Source organism: Actinomadura parmotrematis (assembly GCF_019458805.1).
GTDB classification, from domain to species: domain Bacteria; phylum Actinomycetota; class Actinomycetes; order Streptosporangiales; family Streptosporangiaceae; genus Spirillospora; species Spirillospora parmotrematis.
Genome location: NZ_JAIBOA010000003.1, coordinates 75,445 through 95,520 on the forward strand (window position 1 = coordinate 75,445; position 20,076 = coordinate 95,520).

Genomic DNA, 20,076 nt, shown 5'->3' on the forward strand with positions numbered 1-20,076 from the left:
AGGGTCCGGCCCGGCTACGGCAGGGCCGCCGCCCCGCCGCGGAAGGTGTGCCGGTAGGCCGACGGCGGCACGCCGAGCGCCGCCACCACGTGCTGGCGCATCGACGCCGCCGTCCCGAACCCCGCGCGCTCGGCGACGACGTCGACGGGCAGGTCGGTGGACTCCAGCAGCCGGCGCGCGTGCTCGACCCGCTGCCGGGCCAGCCACTGCCCCGGCGTCATCCCGACCTCCTGCCGGAACCGCCGCGAGAACGTCCGCACGCTCATCCGCGCGTGCGCCGCGAGGTCGGCGAGCGACAGCGGCCGGTCGAGCCGCCCGAGCGCCCAGTCCCGCGTGGCGCCCGTCGCCGATCCCGCCTCCGCCGGCACCGGCCGCTCGATGAACTGGGCCTGGCCGCCGTCCCGCCACGGCGCCACCACGCAGCGCCGCGCCACCCGGTTGGCGACCTCGCCGCCGTGGTCGCGCCGCACCAGGTGCATGCAGAGGTCGACGCCGGACGCGACGCCCGCCGCCGTCAGCACGTCGCCGTCTTCGACGAACAGCACGTCGGCGTCCACCCGCACGCGCGGGAACGTCGCCTGGAAGTAGGCCGCCTCGTTCCAGTGCGTGGTGGCGCGCCGCCCGTCCAGCAGCCCGGCGGCGGCGAGCGCGTAGGACGCCGTGCAGATCGACACGATGCGGGCGCCGGGCCGCAGCGTGGCGAGCGCCGCCGCGAGCGGCGCGGGCAGCCACTCGCGCGGGCTGTCGTAGCCGCATCCGAACGGCGGCAGGACGAGGGTGTCGGCGGTCGCGACCGCCTCGGCGCCGTGCTCGACGGTGACGGTGAAGTCGGCGGACGTCCGCACCGGCCCGGCGGCGAGCCCGCAGGTCACGACCTCGTACAGGGGGCGGTCGTCCGCGCCGGCGGCGGTGCCGAAGATGCGGACCGGGATGCTCAGCTCGAACGGGTAGACGCCGTCGAGGGCGAGGACCACGACGCGGTGCGCGGCCCGAGCCGGCGCGGCCTGATCATGCATGGCCGGATTCTTGCACATGATGGCCGTCCGGCCACTCGCCGCTCCCGCCGCCCCCGGCCAGGCTGGACGCGTGCACATCCCCGGGAACGTTCCACCGGAACGTCCCGCGAGCCGGAAAGGGGCGCGGCCATGCGCGCTGTCGGTCAGGACGGGTTCGGCGGACCCGAGGTCCTCGAAATCGTCGAGGTGGAGCGGCCGGTGCCGGGCCCGGCGGAGGTCCTCGTCCGGGTGCGGGCGGCGGCCGTCAACCCGACCGACCTCTGGCACCGCGCGACGGGCGGCCTGCTCGGGGAGCCGGTCCGGCTCGGCTGGGACGTGTCGGGCGTCGTCGAGGAGGTCGGCCCGGGGGTGACGCTGTTCGACCCGGGCGACGAGGTGTTCGGCATGCCGCGCCTGCCCGCGCCGGCCGGCGCCTACGCCGAGTACCTGGTCGCGCCCGCGCGGGACCTGGCGCGCAAGCCGACCGCGCTGACGCACGTGCAGGCCGCGGCGCTGCCGGTCGCGGGGCTCACCGCCTGGCAGGCCCTCGTGGACACCGCGGACGTGCGGGCGGGGCAGCGGGTCCTCGTGCACGCGGCGGCGGGCGGCGTCGGCCATCTCGCCGTGCAGATCGCCGCGCTGCGCGGCGCGCACGTGACGGGCACCGCGCGCGCCGCCAAGCACGCCTTCGTGCGCGGCCTCGGCGCCGCCGAGGTGATCGACCACACGGCCGCCGACTTCGCCGGGCCCGCCCGCGACATGGACGTCGTGCTGGACGCGGTCGGCGGCGAGTACGGGCCGCGCTCGCTCCGCACGCTGCGCCCCGGCGGCCGCCTCGTCGCGCTCGCCTCGCCCGCCGAGGCCGCGCTGGCGCCGGTCGCCCGCGCGCAGGGCAAGCGCGCCGACTTCATGATCGTCCAGCCGGACCGGGCCGCGCTGCGCGAGCTCGGCGACCTCGCCGCCGCCGGCCGGCTGCACGTGGAGATCGCCGCCGAGCTGCCGCTGGCGGAGGCCGCGGCGGCGCACCGGCTGGTCGAGTCGGGCCGCACCGTCGGCAAGGTCGTCCTGACGGTCCCCTGATCACTCGCCGGTGGCGCCGTCGATCCGCTCGCGCAGCAGGTCGGCGTGGCCGTTGTGGCGGGCGTACTCCTCGATGAGGTGGCAGAGGACCCAGCGCAGCGTGAACACCTCGCCGCGCCGCTCGCCGGTGGCGTCCAGGGAGGGCGCCTCCAGGACGGCCCGGTCGGTCGCCGCCCACTCGTCCTTCAGCAGGGCGAGGGCCTCGGCGGGGTCGGCGCCGTCGACGTCCCACTCGCCGGGCTCGCCGTTCACCGTCTCCCAGTAGGGGACGGTGCCGGGGGCGTCGCCCATGACGGCGCGCAGCCACATCTGCTCCACCCGGGCCAGGTGCCGGACGAGGCCGAGCAGCGACATCTCCGAGGGCGGGACCGCCCGCTCCCGGAGCTGCTCGGGGCCGAGGCCGTCGCACTTCAGCAGCAGGGTCTCGCGCTGGTAGCGGAGGAAGGCGAGGAGCATGGTCCGCTCGCCGGCGGCGAGCGGGGGTTCGGTGCGGATCATGGCCCCATCCTGCCGTGGCCGGGTCCGGTCAGGTGCTCGGCTCCTGGCGCCGCCAGAACGCCAGCAGGTCCCGCGCCCGCGGCGGCGCGGCGGCCTCGGCGCGCAGCGCGCGGTTCTGCTGCACGAGCACGATGACGAGGCCGGCGAGCGCACCGGCGGTGACGACCATGAAGGTGACGGCGAGTTCCAGCATGGTCCGCTCCTTTCGGGGACGACCGGGGTGGGCACCGGGGTGGGCAAGGGATGCCCCGCCGGGGAACCGGCAAACCGTGCGAAGTATTCCCCATGCGGGCCTTCCTCGCGCGGCCCTCCCCGGCCGGCGCCCCGCCCGGTTCAGCGCAGCGCGACGGGCAGCCGCGCGAGCCCCCGCAGCGCGCTGTTGGTGTTCCAGACCGGCGCCCCCGTGACCTCGATGCGCTCGGTGCCCGCGACCAGCTCCCGCAGCACCGCCTGCCCCTCGGCGCGCGCGAGGTGCGCGCCGAGGCAGAGGTGGATGCCCGAGCCGAACGCCACGTGCCCCGAGGCGTCGCGCTCGACGTCGAAGGCGTCGGGCGCGTCGAACCGCCGCGGGTCGCGGTTGGCGGCGGCGAACAGCAGCAGCACCCGCGACCCGGCCGGGATCGTGGCGTCCCCGACGGTGTGGTCCTGGACGGCGGTCCGGTAGAAGCCCTGGATGGGGGAGCTGTAGCGGAGCTGCTCCTCGATCGCGGCGGGGACGAGCTCGGGCCGCCGCCGCAGCAGCGCGTACTGCTCGGGGTGCCGCGCCAGCGTGAGCAGCATCGTGGACAGCAGGTTCGTCGTCGTCTCGTTGCCCGCGACGAGCAGCAGCGTGGTGAACCAGAACAGGTCCTCGCCGCTCAGCCGGTCCTCGCCGGGCGCGGCGAGGATGCGGCCGAGGATCCCGTCGCCGCGGGTCAGCGCGCCGGACCGGATCTGCCGGTCCAGGTAGCCGCTCAGCTTCAGCAGCGACCGGGTGGTGCGGGTGAACTGGACCGGCAGCCGCGGCCCGAACTCCAGCTCGAACCCCTCGACGATGGCGTCCGACCAGGTCCGGAACATCGCCTGGTGCTCGGCCGGGACGCCGAGGATGTGCGCGATCATCCGCACCGGCATCGGCACCGCCAGCCGCGCCACCGCGTCCGCGCCGGGCGCGCCGCGCAGGCCGCCGACGAGCTCGGCGGAGAGCCGCTCCATCGTCGGGTTCCAGCCCTGCAGCGCGGGGCGGGTGAAGGCGGGCAGCGCGGTGCGGCGGAGCCGGGTGTGGTCGGGCCGGTCCATGGTGATCATCATGGGCAGCGCGACCCGGAACCGGGTGATGCCCTGCGCCGACGACAGGGCGGCGTCGGCGCGGGCGGCCTCGCGCACCGCTTCGTGGTGGCTGATCACGTACAGGTCGCGGCGCCGGTTGTAGGCGACCGGGCCGTCGGCGAGGAGCCGCCGGTACGCCGGGTACGGGTCGGCGATCACGGCCGGATCGAGCGGGTCGTAGGCGGTCTCGGCGATCCCGCGCGGCAGCGCGCCCGACCGCCGGCGGCGCCGGGCCGCGGCCGCCGCGCGGCCGTTGACCACGGCCATCTCGGTGGCGCTGACCATGATGGTCCGCATCTTGTCGGTCCGGGTGACGGGCACGCCCACCCGGATCTCCGGACGGCTCAGCAGGCGCATGGCGACCTCCTCGCGGCAACGTTCCGGAAAGGAACGTAACAGAAATTTCCGTAACAGAGGAGGCCGCAGTCCGGGACGGTAGTTTGGGGCGATGGACGACGAGGAGCTGACCGTCGAGCAGCTCGCCCAGCGGACCGGCATGTCCGTCCGCAACCTGCGCGAGTGGCAGTCGCTCGGCCTGCTGCCGCCGCCGGAGCGGCGCGGCCGGTCCGGGGTGTACGGCACCGGGCACATCGCCCGCGTCCTGCGGATCAAGCAGCTCAAGGCCGACGGCTTCCGGCTCGACCTCATCCGCCGCATCCTCCAGGACGCCGGCGGCGAGCCCGGCGGCACCGTCCGCCGCGCCGCGACGACGCTGCTGGAGCCGTTCACCGTCGAGGAACCGCTCGTCCTCGGCGCGGACGAGCTCGCCGCCCGGCTCCGCGGCGGGCCCGCGCTGATCGACGGCCTCGCCGCCGCCGGCCTCGTGCGGCGCGCGGACGGCGGCGACGTCCTCGTCCGCAGCCCCCGCCTGCTCGCCACCCTGGAGCGGCTCGCCGCCGAGGGCCTGGACCTCGCCGGGGCGCTGGCCCCGCTCACCGAGATCGCCCGGCACAACGAGGCCATCGCCGCGAACCTCGTCGGCGTCTACCGCGAGCAGGTGTGGGAGCCGTTCCTGGCGTCCGGGATGCCCGCGCAGGGCTGGCCCGCCCTCATCGCCACCACCGAGCACCTGCGCCCGCTGCTCTACGACGTCGTCCTCGGCACGCTGCGGCTCGCCCTGGACTCGGTCACCCACCAGGCCCTGATGGAGAACGCCGGACGCGTCCCGCCCCACCTGCGCTGACCGCCGGCCGCCAGACCGCCATCACCGCCAGCAGCGTCCCGGCGGGCAGCGCGAAGGCCAGTGCGGAGAGCGGCAGGACGGCGGCGACGTCCAGCGCGCGGCCGCCGAGCATTCCCGCGACGCCGAGGTTGTCGCCCTGCCCGCCCGCCGCGAGCGGCACGGCGGCGACGGCGGCGCCGACCGCGGCGAGCGCCGCCGGGACGGCGACCGCCCGCCGCCGCGCCAGGAACGCGACCGCCGCCCCCGCCGCGCCGAGCACCGGCAGCGCCATCACCCCGAACCAGCGCGCCGGCTCCGGCCTCAGCTCGACGTCCAGGACGGGCGGCGGCGCGCCCGCGCGCACCCGCCACGCCCGCGCGCCGGCCGGCCGCGCGCCCGGCGACGTCCGGACGGACGCCGGCACCGAGGGCAGCCCCAGCCGCACCACCGCCTCGCCGAAGCCGAGCGCGGCGAGGCGCCGCCAGGCGGGACCGGTGTCGATCCGCAGCGCCACCGCCGCGCCGGGACGGTAGGCGCGCGCCACCTCGGCCCGCCCGTACGGCAGGCCGCGGCCGTCGCCGGTGCGCAGGCCGATCCGCGCCGCGCCGGGGAAGGTCTCCCGGGCGATCCGGCCCGCCAGCTCCCGCACCTCGGCGTCCGACCTCAGCCGCCCGGCGGCGTAGAGGTCGACGCGGGCGCCGCCGCCGGCCAGCACCGCGATCTCCACGCGGGCGCCGGACCCCGGCCGCTCCCGCGGCGCCGCCCCGCAGGACACCGCCGCACCGAGCACCAGGAGCAGCAGGCCGCACACGACGAGGCGCCGGACGCGCACGACCACCTCCCACCCCCGCCACCGAGATCTCCAGCATCGGTGCGACGGGTCGCGGCCCCGTCTCGTTCCGGTCGCGATGGGATCCGCGTCAGGCGGCGGTCTCGAACAGGATCTCCAGGCCGTCCTCCTCGTCCCACTGCTCGCCGACCCGCACGAAGCCGGCGCCGGCGATGGTGGCGAGGGACGCGGCGTTGCCGGGGGAGATCTCGGCGCGCACGATCCGCACCGCCGGCTCCGTCCGGGCCCGCTCCAGCAGGGCCGCGAGCATCGCGCGGGCGTGGCCGCGCCGCCGGTGCGCCGGGTCGACCGCGTAGGAGATCGACACCCGCCCGTCGCCGTCGGGCGGCAGGTGGAACCCGGCGTGCCCGACGACCGCGCCGTCCACGACGGCCGGGCGGGCGATCCAGTCCAGCGTGCCGGGGTCCGCGGCGATCTGGACGAGCCGCCGCTCCCAGAGGGCGCGCGCCTCGCCGGTGACGAAGTAGTCCGTCAGCGGAAGCCCCGACAGCGTCCGGGCGGCCTCCAAGTCCCCGGCGGCGAGCGCCTCCACCACGGGAACGGCCACCGGAACAAGCACAAGCGTCATGCCCGGACCCTAACCACCGCCCGTCCCGGCCCACCGCCCATGACCACCCGCCCACCCGACGTCGACGTGCGGCGTGTTGCCTTCCTGGAACGTTCCAGGAAGGCAACACGCCGCACGTCAACGAGTGGCGACCGGGTGGTCATCGCGGTTCGCCGACCGGTCACGTGACGGATCCGGCGGGCCTTGCGCCCTTCCTAGCGTTCTTGGTGCCGCACCAACGCGGCGCCGCGAGGAGGGGAACCCCATGCAGGAAGCACGTACGGACGGCCCGCTGAAGCTCGCCGTCATCGTCGGCAGCGCCCGCGCGGGCCGGTTCGGGCCCACGGTCGCCGACTGGTTCGTCGCCCAGGCCCGGACCCGCGCCGACATGGACGTCCGCGTGGTCGACGTCGCCGACACCGTCCTCCCCCATTCCCTGGGCGCGCCGACCGCGCCCGCGCACGAGGACGCCGTCCGCGACGCCACCGCCGCGCTGGGGGAGGCCGACGCCTTCGCCGTCATCACCCCCGAGTACAACCACAGCTACCCCGGGGCGCTGAAGAACCTCATCGACTCCCACTTCACGCAGTGGCAGGCCAAGCCCGTCGGGTTCGTCTCCTACGGCGGGATGTCGGGCGGCCTGCGCGCGGTCGAGCACCTGCGGGCGGTGTTCGCCGAGCTGCACGCGACGACCGTCCGCGACACCGTCAGCCTGCACGACCCGTGGGAGTGGGCCGAGCAGGACGCGGGCCGCGACGCCGCCGCCAAGGCCGTGCTCGACCAGCTCGCCTGGTGGGGGACCGCCCTGCGCGCCGCCCGCCTCGCCCGGCCGTACGGGGCATGACGGTGGTGACGGCGACCGCGCCCGCCGGCCGGGCGCTCCCGAAGGACACGACCGTCGCGCTGGTCCTGGTCCTCGGGTCGATCATGGTGTCGCTCGACATGACCGTGGTGAACGTCGCGCTGAACGGCCTGTCCCGCGAGTTCGACACCTCCCTCACCGCGATCGGCTGGACGGTCACCGGGTACACGCTGGCGCTCGCCGCCGTCGTCCCGGCGAGCGCCTGGGCGGCCGGCCGGTTCGGCGCCAAGCGCCTCTACCTCGCCGCGATCGCGCTGTTCACCGCCGGCTCGGTGCTCGCCGGGCTGGCCTGGGACGTCCCGTCGCTGGTCCTCTTCCGGGCCGTGCAGGGCCTCGGCGGCGGCCTCGTCATGCCGACCGGCATGACGATCCTGGTGCGCGCGGCGGGCCCGGACCGGCTCGGCCGCCTCATGGGCACGCTCGGCCTCGCCATCCTCGTCGGGCCGCTCGCCGGCCCGGCGCTCGGCGGCCGGCTGCTCGACGCCGTCTCGTGGCGGGCGCTGTTCCTGATCAACCTGCCGATCGGCCTCGCTGTCCTGCTGATCGGCGGCCGGATCCTGCCCGCCGACGGCCCCGCCGAGCGGCGCCCCCTCGACCGGGGCGGCCTGCTCCTGCTGCCGCCCGGCCTCGTCCTGCTCGTCTACGGCGTGACGACGGGCGGCGAGCGCGGCGGCTTCACCGCGCCCGGCGCCCTCGTCCCGCTGCTCGCCGGCGCCGTGCTGGTCGCGGCGTTCGCGGTGCGCCGCGTCCCGCACCCGCTGATCGACGTCCGGCTGTTCCGCGAGCGCGGGTTCGCGGCGGCGGCGGCCACCCTCGCCCTGTTCTCGGCGGGCTACTTCGGCACGATGCTGTTCGCGCCGCTCTACCTGCAGCTCGTGCGGGGCGAGAGCGCCACCGTGGCGGGCCTCGTCGGCATCCCGGCGGCGCTCGCGTCGGGGACGGCGATGCAGGTCGCGGGCCGCGTCGCCGACAAGGTGCCGCCCGGCCGCCTCGTCCCGGCCGCCGTCGCGACCGCCCTCGCCGGGTACGCGCTGTTCACCGTGCAGCTCACCGCGGACGCCTCCTACTGGGGGCTGTGGGCCGCGATGCTGCTGATGGGCGCGGGCGGCGGCGCGACGATGATGCCCGCCATGACGGCCGCCGCGCGCGCCGTCCCCCGCGAGCAGGCGGCGGCCGCGAGCACCGCCGTCAACCTCCTCAACACCACGATGAACGCGGTGGGGACGGCGGTCGCCTCGGTCGTGCTGACGGCGCTGCTGCCCGTCGCGGGCGGCCTCCAGGGCCTGCACCGGCTGCCGCCCGGGGCGCGGGACGCGATCGCGCCGGACCTCGCGGCCGCGTTCCGGCACTCCTACGTCCTGGCGCTCGTGCTGATGGCGCTCGCCCTCGTCCCCGCCCTGCTGCTGCCCCGCCGCACGTGAGCGGCGCCCCGCCGTTGCGCCGCATATCCTGGACGTGTAATGTCCAGGATATGCGGATGAGCGAGGGCGTGGAATGGGCGCTGCACACCTGCCTCAACCTCTCCTGGGCGCCGCCCGGCGAGGCGGTGACGGCGGGCCGGCTCGCGGCCTTCTACGACCTGCCCGCCGCCTACCTGAACAAGCAGCTCCAGGCGCTCGCGCGGGCGGGCGTCCTCACCTCCGCCTCGGGTCCGCGCGGCGGCTTCCGGCTGGCCCGCGAGCCCGGGCGGATCACCCTGATGGACATCGTCGCCGCCATCGAGGGCGGCGAGGACGCCTTCCGCTGCGAGCAGCTCGCCGGCAAGGGCCCCGGCGGCCGCGACGACGTCGACTACCGCGCGACCTGCTTCATCTCCCGCGAGATGCGGCAGGCCGAGCTCGCCTGGCGCCGCCACCTGGCGTCCCGCACGCTCGCCGACATCAGGGCGGCGGTCGAGCGGAGCTTCCCCGAGACCCCCGAGAGCACCCGGAACGGCTTCGCCAACGCGCGGGCCTGACGGGGCCCTCCCCACGACCCGATTCTGGACGTCCGAACTCCAGAACGACCGGAAAGGCACCGCCGTGCAGGCACGCATGACCAGCTTCCCCACCCACGCCGCCGACGCCTACAAGGGCCTGCTCGCCGTCGAGAAGTACCTCGCCGCGAGCCCCGTCCCGGACGCGACCCTGGAGCTGGTCCGGCTCCGCGTCAGCCAGATCAACGGCTGCGGCTTCTGCGTCGACATGCACGCCCGCGCCGCCAAGGAGGCCGGCGAGACCGACGAGCGCCTCTGGTCGGTCGCGGCCTGGCGCGAGGCGCCGTACTACACCGACGAGGAGCGCGCCGCCCTGGCGCTCGCCGAGGCCGCCACCCGCATCGCCGACGACCCCGGCGGCGTCCCCGACGAGGTGTGGGACGCCGCCGCCGACCACTACGGCGAGGCCGAGCTCGCCGCGCTGATCGCCGCCATCGCCGCCATCAACGCCTGGAACCGCATCAGCGTCACCCAGCGCACCCCCGCCGGCTCCCGCTGACGCCCGCGGAACGGAAAGAGCCCCGGCGCTACCGCGCAGGGGCTCGTTTCGTCACTGTGAGAAGGCGGCTCGCGTCGCTACTCTGGAGTGGGCGAGGAGGGATTTGAACCCTCACGTCCTTTCGGACACACGGACCTGAACCGTGCGCGTCTGCCGTTCCGCCACCCGCCCGGGTGGTGCCCCCGTTTCCGGGTGCAGGGAAGAGATTAGCACGGTCGCGCGGGTGGTTAGGTATCCAGATACTTCGAGCGAACCATCGCACCGATACGATCGTCTATCACTGGGGAAGGGAGGTGCCCGTGGGCGTCATTCAGCGCTTCGAGCGAAGGCTCGAGGGCATGGTCGAAGGGGCCTTCGCCCGGGCCTTCAAGTCCGAGCTCCAGCCGGTCGAGGTGGCCAGTGCTGTGCAGCGCGAGATGGACGACCGGGCCGCCATCGTGGCGCCGGGCCGCACGCTGGTGCCGAACGACTTCGTCGTCGAGATCTCGCAGACCGACGGGCAGCGGCTGCAGGTGTACGCCGACAGCCTGAGCCAGGAGCTGGCGAACCTGGCCCGCGAGTACGCGAAGGAGCAGGGGTACTCCTTCGTCGGCCCCGTCCGGGTGCGGTTCGAGAACGCCGGCGACCTCGCCACGGGCATGTTCCGCATCAGGTCCGGGGTGATCCGCGGCTCCACCGTGGAGGGCGGCGAGATCCGCCGGCCGGTGAGCGACGTGCCGCAGGGCGGCCGGGGCGGCGCCTTCGGCGGCCATCCGCGGCTGCTGGTCACCACCGCCGTCGAGGGCGCCGACGCCACCCAGCGCACCTACGACATCACCACGCCGGTGACGCTGCTCGGCCGCGGCACCGACTGCGATCTCCGGCTTGTCGATCCGGGCGTGTCACGGCACCATGCCGAGATACGCGTAGAAGGTCCCGAAATCGTTCTTGTGGATCTAGGGTCGACCAACGGCTCCTTCGTGAACGGACAGCCGATCCGGCGGGTGACGCTCGTCGACGGTTCCCGCGTCACGATGGGCCGGACAACCCTGGTCTTCCGCCGCGATAGGGAGTAGCCCCCACTCCGATGTCCGAATTCACCCTCACGCTGATCAAGCTGGCGTTCCTCGCGGTGCTGTGGCTCTTCGTCATCGCGGCCGTCGGCGTGATCCGGGCCGACCTGTTCGGTTCCAAGGCCGCAGCCAGGGCCGCCGACCGGGCCGCGCAGCCGCGCCCGGCGCGCGCGCCGAAACCCCCCAAGCCGCAGCGGGCGCAGTCCTCCGGCGGCGGCGCACCGAGCAAGCTCGTCGTGGTCCAGGGCGAGCGGGCCGGCACCGTCATCGACCTGTCGGGGGCGCCCATCACCATCGGCCGGGCCGGGGACGCCACCCTCGTCGTGACCGATGACTACGCGTCGAGCCGGCATGCGCGGATCTTTCCGCAGGACGGACAGTGGATCGTGGAGGACCTCGGGTCGACCAACGGCACCTACCTCGGGCGCACCAAGGTGAGCCGGCCGATGCCGATCCCGCCGGGCGTCCCGGTCCGGATCGGCAAGACCGTGATCGAGCTGCGCAAATGACCCTGGGAATCCGCTACGCCGCGCGCTCCGACGTCGGGATGCTGCGCGAGGGCAACGAGGACTCGGCCTACGCGGGCACCCACCTGCTCGCGGTGGCCGACGGCATGGGCGGCCACGTCGGCGGCGAGATCGCCAGCGCCGCCGCCATCGACGCGCTGCGCCGCCTGGACACCGACCTGCCGGCGAACGAGCTGCTCGCCGCGCTGGAGCACACCGTCCGCACGGCCAACGACGACCTGCACCGCATCGTGGAGTCCGACCCCGCGCTGCAGGGCATGGGCACGACGCTGACGGCGATGCTGTGGGCGGGCGACCAGGTCGCCCTCGTGCACATCGGCGACTCGCGCGCCTACCTGCTGCGCGACGGCAGCCTCTTCCAGATCACCCACGACCACACGCTGGTGCAGTCGCTGGTGGACGAGGGCCGGATCAGCCCCGACGAGGCCGCCTCGCACCCGCAGCGGTCGCTGCTGCTGCGCGCCCTGGACGGCCGGAGCGAGGTCGAGCCCGACCTGTCGCTGCGCGAGGCCAAGGCCGGCGACCGCTACCTGCTCTGCTCCGACGGGCTGTCCGGCGTGATCACCGCCGAGACGATCTTCCAGGTGCTGACCGAGGTGGACGAGCCCGACCAGGCCGTCCGCCAGCTCATCGACCTCGCCAACCGCGGCGGCGGACCCGACAACATCACCTGCGTCGTCGCCGACGTCGTCGACCTCGCCCACCACCAGGTGCCGCAGGGCCCCGGGCGCGCGGTCGGCGCGGCCGCGAACTCGGGGGGCCCCGGCGCCCCGGGCGGCGGCCCCGCCGCCGCGACCACGGCCGTCGACACCCCCGCCGGGCGCGCCGCGCAGCTGCGCGACACGATGCCGCAGCCGCCCGTCGCGCTGGAGGACCGCCCGAACCCGCACGCCCAGCACGAGGCGCAGCACGGGCCGCAGCACGGGCCGGCGGGCGCGCCGCCCGCCGCCGCGCCGGGGCGCCGCCGCCGCGGCCTCGGCAAGTGGACGTGGCTGGTCGTCGCGGCCGGCGTCGTCGTCGTCGGCATCGCCGCGACCGGCTTCTTCGTGGTCAAGGACATCCGCAGCGGCTACTACATCGGCGCGGACAAGGGCGAGGTGGTGCTGTTCCGCGGCACCTCCGACGACGTCCCGCTGATCTCGCTGTCGCGCAGGGCCGACGCGGACCAGCAGTCCAAGCCCCCGATGAAGGTCGCCGACCTGCCGCAGGCGCAGCAGGAGGCCGTCCGCAAGACCTACGTGGTGAAGGGCCCGTCCGGCATCACCGACCTGCAGAAGATCGTCTGCCGGTACGCGCTGGTCGACGAGGGCGGCAAGGTGGCGGTCGTGCGCGGCCGCGACCAGCCGAACTGCCAGGAGACCAAGGTCAAGGGCAGCGAGGTCGCGCTCGCCGACCTGCCGCCCGCCGACGTCCAGTCCGTCCGCGGCTTCAAGCCCGTCATCGGGCAGGCGGCCGCGGAGGCGGCGCTGAAGACCCTCACCGACCACCAGGCCAAGTGCAAGGCCGGCGACACCTCGGTGAAGGACTGCCCGCAGGGGGCGAAGTCCTAGATGCCCTCCCTCGGCGACCAGATCCGCGCCCACCTGCCCTACCAGCGCCGCAACGCGGCCACCCTGGCCCTGCTGATCTTCGCGATGGTGCTGACGCTGTCGGCGTTCGCCGAGGTCGGCCTCGCCCGCGACGGCCACATCCCGCAGGGCCTGTTCCTGTACGGCGGCGGCCTGGTGGTGCTGGCGATCGGCGCCTTCCTCGCGCAGGCGAGGTTCGCGCCCTACGCCGACCCGCTGCTGCTGCCGCTCGCGGTCGGGCTGAACGGCCTCGGCCTCGCGATGATCTACCGGCTGGACCTGGACACCTCCAACGACCGCAAGATCGCCGAAGCGGCCGGGAAGACCTTCCTGAAGGACGCGGCGGACGCGTCCGGCCAGCTCATGTGGACGTTCATCGGGATCGCGCTGTTCGTCGTCGCGGTGTTCATCATGCGCGACACCAGCGACCCCGACGCCAAGCTGTCGTTCACGCCGAAGACCGCGCAGCGCTACACCTACCTGATCGGCCTCGGCGCGATCGTCCTGCTGCTGCTGCCGGTGGTGCCGGGCATCGGCGCCGAGATCAACGGCGCCCGGGTGTGGATCAACGTGGCGGGCTTCTCGGTGCAGCCGGGCGAGTTCGCCAAGCTGCTGCTGGTCGTGTTCTTCGCCGGCTACCTGGTCAACAAGCGGCAGGCGATGTCGCTGATCGGCAAGAAGATCGGCCCGTTCAGCCTGCCGCGCGGCCGCGACCTCGGCCCGATCCTGGTGATCTGGTTCCTCTGCCTCGGCGTGCTGTTCATGCAGAAGGACCTCGGCACCGCGCTGCTGTACTTCGGCCTGTTCGTGTCGATGCTCTACATCGCGACGCAGCGGGTGTCCTGGGTCGCGATCGGCCTCGGCCTGCTCGCCGTCGGCGTGACGATCGCCACGATGCTGCCGTTCATGGGGCACGTGAACCAGCGCATCGACATCTGGCGGAACCCCGGGCCCTACTTCGACGGCGGCTGCCTGGTCGCCGGCAAGGTCGTCCCGGTCAACCCCGACACCGACATCTTCAAGCGCACCAAGCTCGTCCTGCAGGCCAAGGCCGAGGAGTACGAGAAGGCCGGGCAGAAGGCCAAGGCCGCCAACGCCCGCCTGATCGGCCCCGGCTTCTACGCCTGCACCAACACGCTGAAGGGCGAGTACTCCGACAGCGCCCAGCTCATGAAGGGCCTGTTCGCGCTCGGCCAGGGCGGGGTCCTCGGCACCGGCCTCGGCCAGGGCGAGCCCTGGCGGACACCGCTGTCGTTCTCGGACTTCATCTTCGACTCGATGGGCGAGGAGCTCGGCCTCACCGGCCTGATGGCGCTGCTGCTCTGCTACGCGCTGATCGTGCAGCGCGGCATGAAGACCGCGGTCGCGGCCCGCGACCCGTTCCTGAAGCTGTTCGCGGGCGGCGTCTCGTTCGTCCTCGGCCTCCAGGTCTTCGTGATCGTCGGCGGTGTCACCCGGATGATCCCGCTGACCGGTCTCACCACACCGTTCCTGTCCCAGGGCGGCTCGTCGCTGATGGCCAACTGGATCCTCATCGCGATCCTGGTCCGGATGAGCCACGACGCCCGCAAGCCCGCGCCGCAGGCCATCCAGGACGAGGGCATGACCCAGATCGTGAGCACGAGGTGACCCTCCTTTCATGAACACCGAGCGCGCGGGCGTGCCCTGGACTGAGGAGCGCCGGGAGCCTGCGACCAGAGCGACGAGGGAAGGGCGCGCCTGCCAAGGCGCGCTCGCGGCCGACCGGAGGGAGGCCAAATGAACATGGACAAGCCGGTCCGGCGCGTCGCGATCTTCGGCATGCTGCTGTTCTTCGCGCTGATGGCGCAGATCAACTACGTGCAGGGCAGCCAGGCCGAGAAGCTGCAGACCGACAAGAACAACACCCGCCGGTTCGCCGAGGTGTTCAACTCCCCGCGCGGCGAGATCATCGCGGCGAACGGGGAGGTGCTCGCGCTGTCCAAGCCGACCGGCGACGACAACCCCAAGTACGGCCGCACCTACAAGGACGGCCCGGTGTTCTCCCCGGTCACCGGCTACTTCAACGGCGGCGCGAGCAAGGTCGAGCTGGCCTACAACTCGCTGCTCGGCGGCACCGACAAGCGCATCACCCACCAGCGCTGGTTCGACACCTTCATCGGCAAGAAGGCCGAGGGCGCCAACGTCGAGCTCGCGCTGAACCCGACGGCGCAGCGCATCGCGCACCGCGAGCTGAAGTCCAGCACCTCGCGCCGGGCCGGCGCCGCGGTGATCGACGTCAGGACGGGCGCGGTCGTCGTCCTCGCCACCTCCCAGGACTTCGACCCGAACGAGGTCGCGCCGCAGACCGGCAGCAAGGGCGGCACCCGCCTCGCCCAGCTCGACAACGCGCAGGGCGTCATCAAGCCGCTGATCGACAACGCGATGAGCCAGACGTTCCCGCCCGGCTCCTCCTTCAAGATCGTCGCGACCGCGCTGGGCATCGAGGACCTCGGCCTGAACGCCTCCAGCACCGTCGACACGAGCCCGCTGACGCTGCCCGAGTCCGGCCAGCTGCTGCCGAACTCCCACGACGGCGGCAGCTGCGCGGGCCGCGCCCCGCTGAGCGGCGCGTTCGCCGAGTCCTGCAACACCTCCTTCGGCCGCATCGCCCTCGACCTCGGCATCGACAAGCTGAGCGACGGCGCCAAGCGGTTCGGGTTCGGCGAGCCGGTCCGGCTCGACCAGGACATCCGGGTCGCCACCAGCGACGTGCCCAAGTCGATCAAGGACGTGGCGTCCGGCAAGGACATCCCGACCGGCAAGGACGGCACCGCCCGCTCGGGCATCGGCCAGGAGAACGTGCGCGCCACCCCGCTGCAGATGGCCATGGTCGCCGCGGCCGTCGCGAACAAGGGCAAGATCATGCAGCCGTACCTGGTGCAGAACGTCCGCGCCAAGGACCAGAGCTCGCTGTACGAGGCCAGCCCGAAGCTGTTCTCGACGGCGATGAAGTCCGACACCGCGAGCCAGATCGCCGACATGATGCGCGAGGTGGTGTCCAAGGGCACCGCCACCAACCTCCAGGGCCACGACATCGCCGGCAAGACCGGTACGGCCGAGCAGGGCGCGGGCATCCCGAACGCCCGCTGGTTCGTCGGGTTCGGCCCGTCGGAGAACCCCCGCTACGCGTTCGCGGTGATGACCGAGGGCACCGGCGACGGCGCGCACGGCGCCGGCCCGGTCGCCGCCGCGATCATGGATCAGGTGCTGAAGAAGTGACGTCCGGCCTCGTCCTGAACGACCGGTACCGCCTGCTGGAGTTGCTGGCGACCGGTGGGATGGGCGAGGTCTGGCGGGCCGTCGACGACGCGCTGGCCCGCGAGGTCGCGGTGAAGCTGCTCCGCGAGGAGCTCGTCACCGACGAGGCCGCGCGGCGCCGCTTCGCGTCCGAGGCCCGCTACGCCGCCGCGCTCCGGCACGGCGGCATCGCCGCGCTGTTCGACGCCCGCGAGCACGACGGGCGCGCCTACCTGGTGATGGAGCTGGTGGAGGGCGAGCCGCTGTCGCGGCGCCTCGCCCGCACCGGCGGCCTGCCCGTCGACCAGGTCCTGGACCTGGTCGAGCAGACCGCCGCCGCGCTCGCCTGCGCGCACGGCGCCGGGATCGTGCACCGCGACGTCAAGCCGCCCAACCTGATGATCACCGGCGACGGCACCGTCAAGATCACCGATTTCGGCATCGCGCGCGGCCTGAAGGCGGCCTCGCAGACCCAGACCGGCATGGTGATGGGCAGCGCGCACTACATCTCGCCCGAGCAGGCGTCCGGGCGGCCGATCTCGCCGGCCGCCGACCTGTACTCGCTCGGCGTCGTCGCCTACGAGTGCCTGACCGGGGTGCCGCCGTTCGACGGCCGCACCCCCGTCGAGATCGCCCTGCAGCACGTCCGGGACGTCCCGCCGCCGCTCCCGCGGCGGGTGCCCGCCGGGACCCGCGACCTCGTCGCCGAGATGCTCGCCAAGGACCCGGCGGACCGGCCCGCGGACGCCGCCGGCGTCGCCGCCCGCGCGCGCGTCCTCGCCGGCCGCCCCCCGCCGCCGCGCTCCCCGGGGCCGGCGGCGGGATTTGACGGCGGCGACGCTCCGGATACCCTCACGAGCGGAGAGGTGACCGGGCGGCGCCGCCCGGTCCTCGTCTACTGCTCGGTCGCCGCCGGGCTGCTCCTCGTCGTCGCGGTCGCCGTCGGCTCGGTGTGGAGCGGCGGGGGCAGCGCCGGGCTGGTGGGCGACCGGCGCACCGCGCCCCCGTCGACCGGGCCGGCGACCGACCCCGCGCCCGGGTCCGCGCGGCCGTCCCCCACCTGGTACCAGAGCCCCCGGATCATCCCGAACCGGTCGGCGGGACCGGGCCGGGCGTCAACGCCCGGACGGTCCGGCGCGTCTCCTGAACACAGACCGAACCGCAAACCGAAGAGGGCGGGTCCGGGCGTCCGGAGGCCGGCACCCGGCCGGACGGGGGCCACCACGACTCCGTCAACTCCGAGCCCGGCTCGCCAGTCCGTCCAGGGCGGGCGGCTAGGTTCAGAGGACAAGGTGTAGAGGTACGAGGGAAAGTGCGCATATGAGTCAACCTCGGCTGCTGGGCGGCCGCTACGAGCTCGACGCCGTCATCGGGCGCGGTGGCATGGCCGAGGTCTACCGCGCCCGGGACCGGCGCCTCGACCGCGTCGTCGCGATCAAGACGCTCCGCAGCGACCTCTCCCGCGACCCGATCTTCCAGGCGCGGTTCCGCCGCGAGGCGCAGTCCGCCGCGTCCCTGAACCACCCCTCGGTCATCGCGGTGTACGACACCGGCGAGGACATGATCGGCGAGAACTCCATCCCCTACATCGTGATGGAGTACGTCGACGGCAGCACGCTGCGCGACCTGCTGCGGGAGAACCGGGCGCTGCTCCCCGAGAAGGCCCTGGAGATCACCGACGGGATCCTGCGGGCGCTGGACTACAGCCACCGCGGCGGCATCGTGCACCGCGACATCAAGCCCGCCAACGTGATGCTGACCCGCAACCACGAGGTCAAGGTCATGGACTTCGGCATCGCCCGCGCGATGCACGACGCCGCGTCCACGATGACCCAGACCGCGCAGGTGATCGGCACCGCGCAGTACCTGTCGCCCGAGCAGGCCCGCGGCGAGCGCGTCGACGCCCGCAGCGACATCTACTCGACCGGCTGCGTCCTGTACGAGCTGCTGACGGGCCGGCCGCCGTTCACCGGCGACTCGCCGGTCGCGATCGCCTACCAGCACGTCCGCGAGGAGCCGGTGCCGCCGTCGCAGGTGGACCCGGAGATCCCGCAGTGGGCCGACGCGATGGTGCTGAAGGCCATGGCCAAGGACGCCGACCACCGCTACCAGACCGCCAACGAGTTCCGGCAGGACATCCAGCGCGTCCTGCACGGGCAGCCGGTCACCTCGACCGCCGCGTCCACGATGCTGATGGGCGGCGCGGTCCCGCCGCCGCAGGGCACCCAGGTGATGGGCGCGATGCCCGGCCAGACCCGGATGCAGGGCCCGGGGGGCGCCACCGGCTACGACCTGCCGCCCGCGCGCTACGACGACCAGGACGACTACGGGCGCGGCGACGGCGCCGGCAAGAAGGTCGCGCTCTGGCTCGGCCTCGCCGCGCTGATCATCGGCGGTGCCGCGGTCATCGGGTTCCTGCTGTCCAGCGGGGGCGGCGACGACGGGCCGGTGAAGGTGGCCGTCCCGCAGTCGCTGGTGGGGCAGCCGCAGAAGGACGTCCAGGACCAGCTCAAGCAGCTGGGCCTCACCGTCGGCAGCATCGAGGAGAAGTACAGCGACAAGGTCGACGAGGGCAACGTGATCAGCACCGATCCCGACGCCGGCACGCAGGTCGACAAGGGCAGCGCGGTCAACCTCGTGGTGTCCAAGGGCGACAAGCCGCCGGAGAAGGTGGACGTGCCGTCGCTCGCCGGCAAGTCCATGACCGAGGCGCAGAACGCCCTGGAGGAGGCCGGCCTGAGCGGGACGTTCAAGGAGGAGCACTCCAGCAGCGTCGACGCGGGCAAGGTGACGCGCTCGTCGCCGTCGGCGGGAACGTCGGTGAAGAAGGGCGCCACCGTCACGGTGTACATGTCCACCGGCGCCGCGACGGTGAAGGTCCCGAACCTGGCGAACCAGAGCCAGAAGGCGGCCTGCCTGCAGCTGCGGCAGCTCGGGCTGAAGTGCCAGGTGCAGACCGCGGCGCCGCCGCCGGGGCAGAACGTGGCGCCGGGCGTCGTCTACAACCAGTCGGTGCCCGAGGGCACGACGCTCACCGCCGGCGAGACCGTCGTGATCATCGTGGCGCCGAAGCAGACGCAGCAGCCGACCTCGCCGGCCCCGCCGTCGACGGGGCCGCCGCAGCAGTAGGGGACGTGAAGAGAGGGCCGGCTCCCGTGAGGGGGAGCCGGCCCTCGGCGCTCGACGGGGCCGGTGGGGGCGCCCGGAACGCTGGGAGGGTCTCCGCCACTCGGGGGCAATGGCGGAGACCCTCGACAGGTACTTCGTGCCGGCCTTGGGGGGCGTTACACGGATCTGGAGAACTTTTCGCCCTATGTCCGTACAGCGGGGGCGCGGCAGGCCGCGAGCCAGTTCCCCAGCAGGTCGTGGCCGTGCGCGGACAGCACCGACTCGGGATGGAACTGGACGCCCTCGACGGGCAGCCGGACGTGCCGCAGCCCCATCACGACGCCGTCCGCCGTCCGCGCGGACACCTCCAGGACGTCCTGAGGGACCGTCTCGGGGACGACGGCGAGCGAGTGGTAGCGGGTGGCGGGGAAGGCGTCCGGGAGGCCGCTGAAGACGCCCCGGCCGTCGTGGCGGATCCGGCTGGTCGCGCCGTGCACGATCTCGGGGGCGCGGGCGACGCGGGCGCCGAACACGTGCGCGATCATCTGGTGGCCGAGGCAGACGCCGAGCACCGGCGTGCCGCGCCCGGCCGCCCGGCGGAGCAGGGCGAGGCAGGCCCCGGCGTCCGGATCGGCCGGATGGCCCGGCCCGGGGCTGACGAGGACGCCCGCCGCGCCGTCGGCGTCGCCGGGGCGGACGTCCGCGCGGCCGCGCACGGTGCAGTCGGCGCCGAGCTCGCGCAGGTACTGGACGAGGGTGAAGACGAAGCTGTCGCGGTTGTCCACGA

Annotated in this window: 20 protein-coding genes and 1 tRNA gene; 13 read left to right on the forward strand and 8 right to left on the reverse strand. The window is 74.2% G+C overall.

Annotated elements, in window-relative coordinates:
• Positions 1–14: 14 nt before the first annotated feature.
• Complete coding sequence (locus tag K1Y72_RS05365; RefSeq protein ID WP_258571985.1) at positions 15–1,016, reverse strand: GlxA family transcriptional regulator; 1,002 nt, start codon at positions 1,014–1,016, stop codon at positions 15–17.
• Between the two features lie 129 nt (positions 1,017–1,145).
• On the opposite strand from K1Y72_RS05365, the gene K1Y72_RS05370 reads away from it, so the two are divergent.
• Complete coding sequence (locus tag K1Y72_RS05370; RefSeq protein WP_220163794.1) at positions 1,146–2,075, forward strand: NADP-dependent oxidoreductase; 930 nt, start codon at positions 1,146–1,148, stop codon at positions 2,073–2,075.
• Here K1Y72_RS05370 and K1Y72_RS05375 read toward each other — a convergent pair whose 3' ends face one another.
• From K1Y72_RS05375 to K1Y72_RS05385, 3 genes are all read right to left on the reverse strand, one after another.
• Positions 2,076–2,573, reverse strand: a complete 498-nt coding sequence (locus tag K1Y72_RS05375) for a DinB family protein (RefSeq protein WP_220163796.1) — start codon at positions 2,571–2,573, stop codon at positions 2,076–2,078.
• 28 nt (positions 2,574–2,601) lie between these two features.
• The gene (locus tag K1Y72_RS05380; RefSeq protein ID WP_220163798.1) at positions 2,602–2,766 is read right to left on the reverse strand and encodes a hypothetical protein; all 165 of its coding nucleotides are present in this window, start codon (positions 2,764–2,766) and stop codon (positions 2,602–2,604) included.
• Positions 2,767–2,906: 140 nt separating this feature from the next.
• Positions 2,907–4,238, reverse strand: coding sequence for a cytochrome P450 (locus K1Y72_RS05385; protein WP_220163800.1), 1,332 nt, complete (start codon positions 4,236–4,238; stop codon positions 2,907–2,909).
• A 91-nt stretch (positions 4,239–4,329) separates the two neighbouring features.
• On the opposite strand from K1Y72_RS05385, the gene K1Y72_RS05390 reads away from it, so the two are divergent.
• Positions 4,330–5,064 carry a MerR family transcriptional regulator gene (locus tag K1Y72_RS05390; protein WP_220163802.1) on the forward strand — a complete coding sequence of 245 codons (735 nt, stop codon included), beginning with the start codon at positions 4,330–4,332 and terminating at the stop codon, positions 5,062–5,064.
• On the opposite strand, the gene K1Y72_RS05395 is transcribed toward K1Y72_RS05390, so the two are convergent.
• A complete protein-coding gene (locus K1Y72_RS05395; RefSeq protein WP_220163805.1) occupies positions 5,009–5,875 on the reverse strand; it encodes a hypothetical protein in 867 nt (288 codons plus the stop codon). The two genes, K1Y72_RS05390 and K1Y72_RS05395, sit on opposite strands and share 56 nt — an antisense overlap.
• A gap of 88 nt (positions 5,876–5,963) precedes the next feature.
• On the reverse strand, positions 5,964–6,461 hold the full coding sequence (locus tag K1Y72_RS05400; protein ID WP_220163806.1) for a GNAT family N-acetyltransferase: 498 nt from the start codon (positions 6,459–6,461) through the stop codon (positions 5,964–5,966).
• 244 nt (positions 6,462–6,705) lie between these two features.
• Between K1Y72_RS05400 and K1Y72_RS05405 the strand changes: the two genes are divergently transcribed.
• The 4 genes from K1Y72_RS05405 (at position 6,706) to K1Y72_RS05420 (ending at position 9,776) form a co-directional block, all read left to right on the forward strand.
• Positions 6,706–7,284: an NADPH-dependent FMN reductase gene (locus tag K1Y72_RS05405; protein ID WP_220163809.1), complete on the forward strand. Its 579-nt coding sequence runs from the start codon at positions 6,706–6,708 to the stop codon at positions 7,282–7,284.
• Positions 7,281–8,723 carry a DHA2 family efflux MFS transporter permease subunit gene (locus K1Y72_RS05410; RefSeq protein WP_220163811.1) on the forward strand — a complete coding sequence of 481 codons (1,443 nt, stop codon included), beginning with the start codon at positions 7,281–7,283 and terminating at the stop codon, positions 8,721–8,723. The genes K1Y72_RS05405 and K1Y72_RS05410 overlap by 4 nt, the downstream gene beginning before the upstream one ends.
• Before the next feature lie 56 nt (positions 8,724–8,779).
• A complete protein-coding gene (locus K1Y72_RS05415; RefSeq protein WP_258571986.1) occupies positions 8,780–9,259 on the forward strand; it encodes an RrF2 family transcriptional regulator in 480 nt (159 codons plus the stop codon).
• Positions 9,260–9,335: 76 nt separating this feature from the next.
• The gene (locus K1Y72_RS05420; protein ID WP_220163813.1) at positions 9,336–9,776 is read left to right on the forward strand and encodes a carboxymuconolactone decarboxylase family protein; all 441 of its coding nucleotides are present in this window, start codon (positions 9,336–9,338) and stop codon (positions 9,774–9,776) included.
• 88 nt (positions 9,777–9,864) lie between these two features.
• On the opposite strand, the gene K1Y72_RS05425 is transcribed toward K1Y72_RS05420, so the two are convergent.
• Positions 9,865–9,947: transfer RNA gene (locus K1Y72_RS05425), tRNA-Leu, on the reverse strand.
• Between the two features lie 128 nt (positions 9,948–10,075).
• Between K1Y72_RS05425 and K1Y72_RS05430 the strand changes: the two genes are divergently transcribed.
• The 7 genes from K1Y72_RS05430 (at position 10,076) to pknB (ending at position 19,310) form a co-directional block, all read left to right on the forward strand.
• The gene (locus tag K1Y72_RS05430) at positions 10,076–10,831 is read left to right on the forward strand and encodes an FHA domain-containing protein (protein WP_220163814.1); all 756 of its coding nucleotides are present in this window, start codon (positions 10,076–10,078) and stop codon (positions 10,829–10,831) included.
• An 11-nt stretch (positions 10,832–10,842) separates the two neighbouring features.
• Positions 10,843–11,337 (forward strand): FHA domain-containing protein FhaB/FipA, encoded by a 495-nt coding sequence (locus K1Y72_RS05435; RefSeq protein ID WP_220163815.1) that lies wholly within the window; start codon positions 10,843–10,845, stop codon positions 11,335–11,337.
• A complete protein-coding gene (locus K1Y72_RS05440; protein WP_220163816.1) occupies positions 11,334–12,905 on the forward strand; it encodes a Stp1/IreP family PP2C-type Ser/Thr phosphatase in 1,572 nt (523 codons plus the stop codon). The genes K1Y72_RS05435 and K1Y72_RS05440 overlap by 4 nt, the downstream gene beginning before the upstream one ends.
• Positions 12,906–14,552, forward strand: a complete 1,647-nt coding sequence (locus K1Y72_RS05445) for an FtsW/RodA/SpoVE family cell cycle protein (protein ID WP_220163817.1) — start codon at positions 12,906–12,908, stop codon at positions 14,550–14,552.
• Between the two features lie 129 nt (positions 14,553–14,681).
• Positions 14,682–16,163, forward strand: a complete 1,482-nt coding sequence (locus K1Y72_RS05450) for a penicillin-binding transpeptidase domain-containing protein (RefSeq protein WP_220163818.1) — start codon at positions 14,682–14,684, stop codon at positions 16,161–16,163.
• Positions 16,160–17,479 (forward strand): serine/threonine-protein kinase, encoded by a 1,320-nt coding sequence (locus tag K1Y72_RS05455; RefSeq protein ID WP_220163820.1) that lies wholly within the window; start codon positions 16,160–16,162, stop codon positions 17,477–17,479. Before K1Y72_RS05450 ends, K1Y72_RS05455 begins: the two co-directional genes overlap by 4 nt.
• A 22-nt stretch (positions 17,480–17,501) precedes the next feature.
• A complete protein-coding gene (gene pknB, locus K1Y72_RS05460; protein WP_220163822.1) occupies positions 17,502–19,310 on the forward strand; it encodes a Stk1 family PASTA domain-containing Ser/Thr kinase in 1,809 nt (602 codons plus the stop codon).
• Positions 19,311–19,492: 182 nt separating this feature from the next.
• On the opposite strand, the gene K1Y72_RS05465 is transcribed toward pknB, so the two are convergent.
• On the reverse strand, positions 19,493–20,074 hold the full coding sequence (locus K1Y72_RS05465; RefSeq protein WP_308286913.1) for an anthranilate synthase component II: 582 nt from the start codon (positions 20,072–20,074) through the stop codon (positions 19,493–19,495).
• Positions 20,075–20,076: the final 2 nt, after the last annotated feature.

What these genes read in the sequence shown, in the direction of transcription:
- K1Y72_RS05365 (WP_258571985.1), bottom strand. Translation starts at nt 1,016, where the DNA reads ATGCATGATCAGGCCGCGCCGGCTCGGGCCGCGCACCGCGTCGTGGTC.
- K1Y72_RS05370 (WP_220163794.1), top strand. Translation starts at nt 1,146, where the DNA reads ATGCGCGCTGTCGGTCAGGACGGGTTCGGCGGACCCGAGGTCCTCGAA.
- K1Y72_RS05375 (WP_220163796.1), bottom strand. Translation starts at nt 2,573, where the DNA reads ATGATCCGCACCGAACCCCCGCTCGCCGCCGGCGAGCGGACCATGCTC.
- K1Y72_RS05380 (WP_220163798.1), bottom strand. Translation starts at nt 2,766, where the DNA reads ATGCTGGAACTCGCCGTCACCTTCATGGTCGTCACCGCCGGTGCGCTC.
- K1Y72_RS05385 (WP_220163800.1), bottom strand. Translation starts at nt 4,238, where the DNA reads ATGCGCCTGCTGAGCCGTCCGGAGATCCGGGTGGGCGTGCCCGTCACC.
- K1Y72_RS05390 (WP_220163802.1), top strand. Translation starts at nt 4,330, where the DNA reads ATGGACGACGAGGAGCTGACCGTCGAGCAGCTCGCCCAGCGGACCGGC.
- K1Y72_RS05400 (WP_220163806.1), bottom strand. Translation starts at nt 6,461, where the DNA reads ATGACGCTTGTGCTTGTTCCGGTGGCCGTTCCCGTGGTGGAGGCGCTC.
- K1Y72_RS05405 (WP_220163809.1), top strand. Translation starts at nt 6,706, where the DNA reads ATGCAGGAAGCACGTACGGACGGCCCGCTGAAGCTCGCCGTCATCGTC.
- K1Y72_RS05410 (WP_220163811.1), top strand. Translation starts at nt 7,281, where the DNA reads ATGACGGTGGTGACGGCGACCGCGCCCGCCGGCCGGGCGCTCCCGAAG.
- K1Y72_RS05415 (WP_258571986.1), top strand. Translation starts at nt 8,780, where the DNA reads ATGAGCGAGGGCGTGGAATGGGCGCTGCACACCTGCCTCAACCTCTCC.
- K1Y72_RS05420 (WP_220163813.1), top strand. Translation starts at nt 9,336, where the DNA reads ATGACCAGCTTCCCCACCCACGCCGCCGACGCCTACAAGGGCCTGCTC.
- K1Y72_RS05435 (WP_220163815.1), top strand. Translation starts at nt 10,843, where the DNA reads ATGTCCGAATTCACCCTCACGCTGATCAAGCTGGCGTTCCTCGCGGTG.
- K1Y72_RS05440 (WP_220163816.1), top strand. Translation starts at nt 11,334, where the DNA reads ATGACCCTGGGAATCCGCTACGCCGCGCGCTCCGACGTCGGGATGCTG.
- K1Y72_RS05445 (WP_220163817.1), top strand. Translation starts at nt 12,906, where the DNA reads ATGCCCTCCCTCGGCGACCAGATCCGCGCCCACCTGCCCTACCAGCGC.
- K1Y72_RS05450 (WP_220163818.1), top strand. Translation starts at nt 14,682, where the DNA reads ATGAACATGGACAAGCCGGTCCGGCGCGTCGCGATCTTCGGCATGCTG.
- pknB (WP_220163822.1), top strand. Translation starts at nt 17,502, where the DNA reads ATGAGTCAACCTCGGCTGCTGGGCGGCCGCTACGAGCTCGACGCCGTC.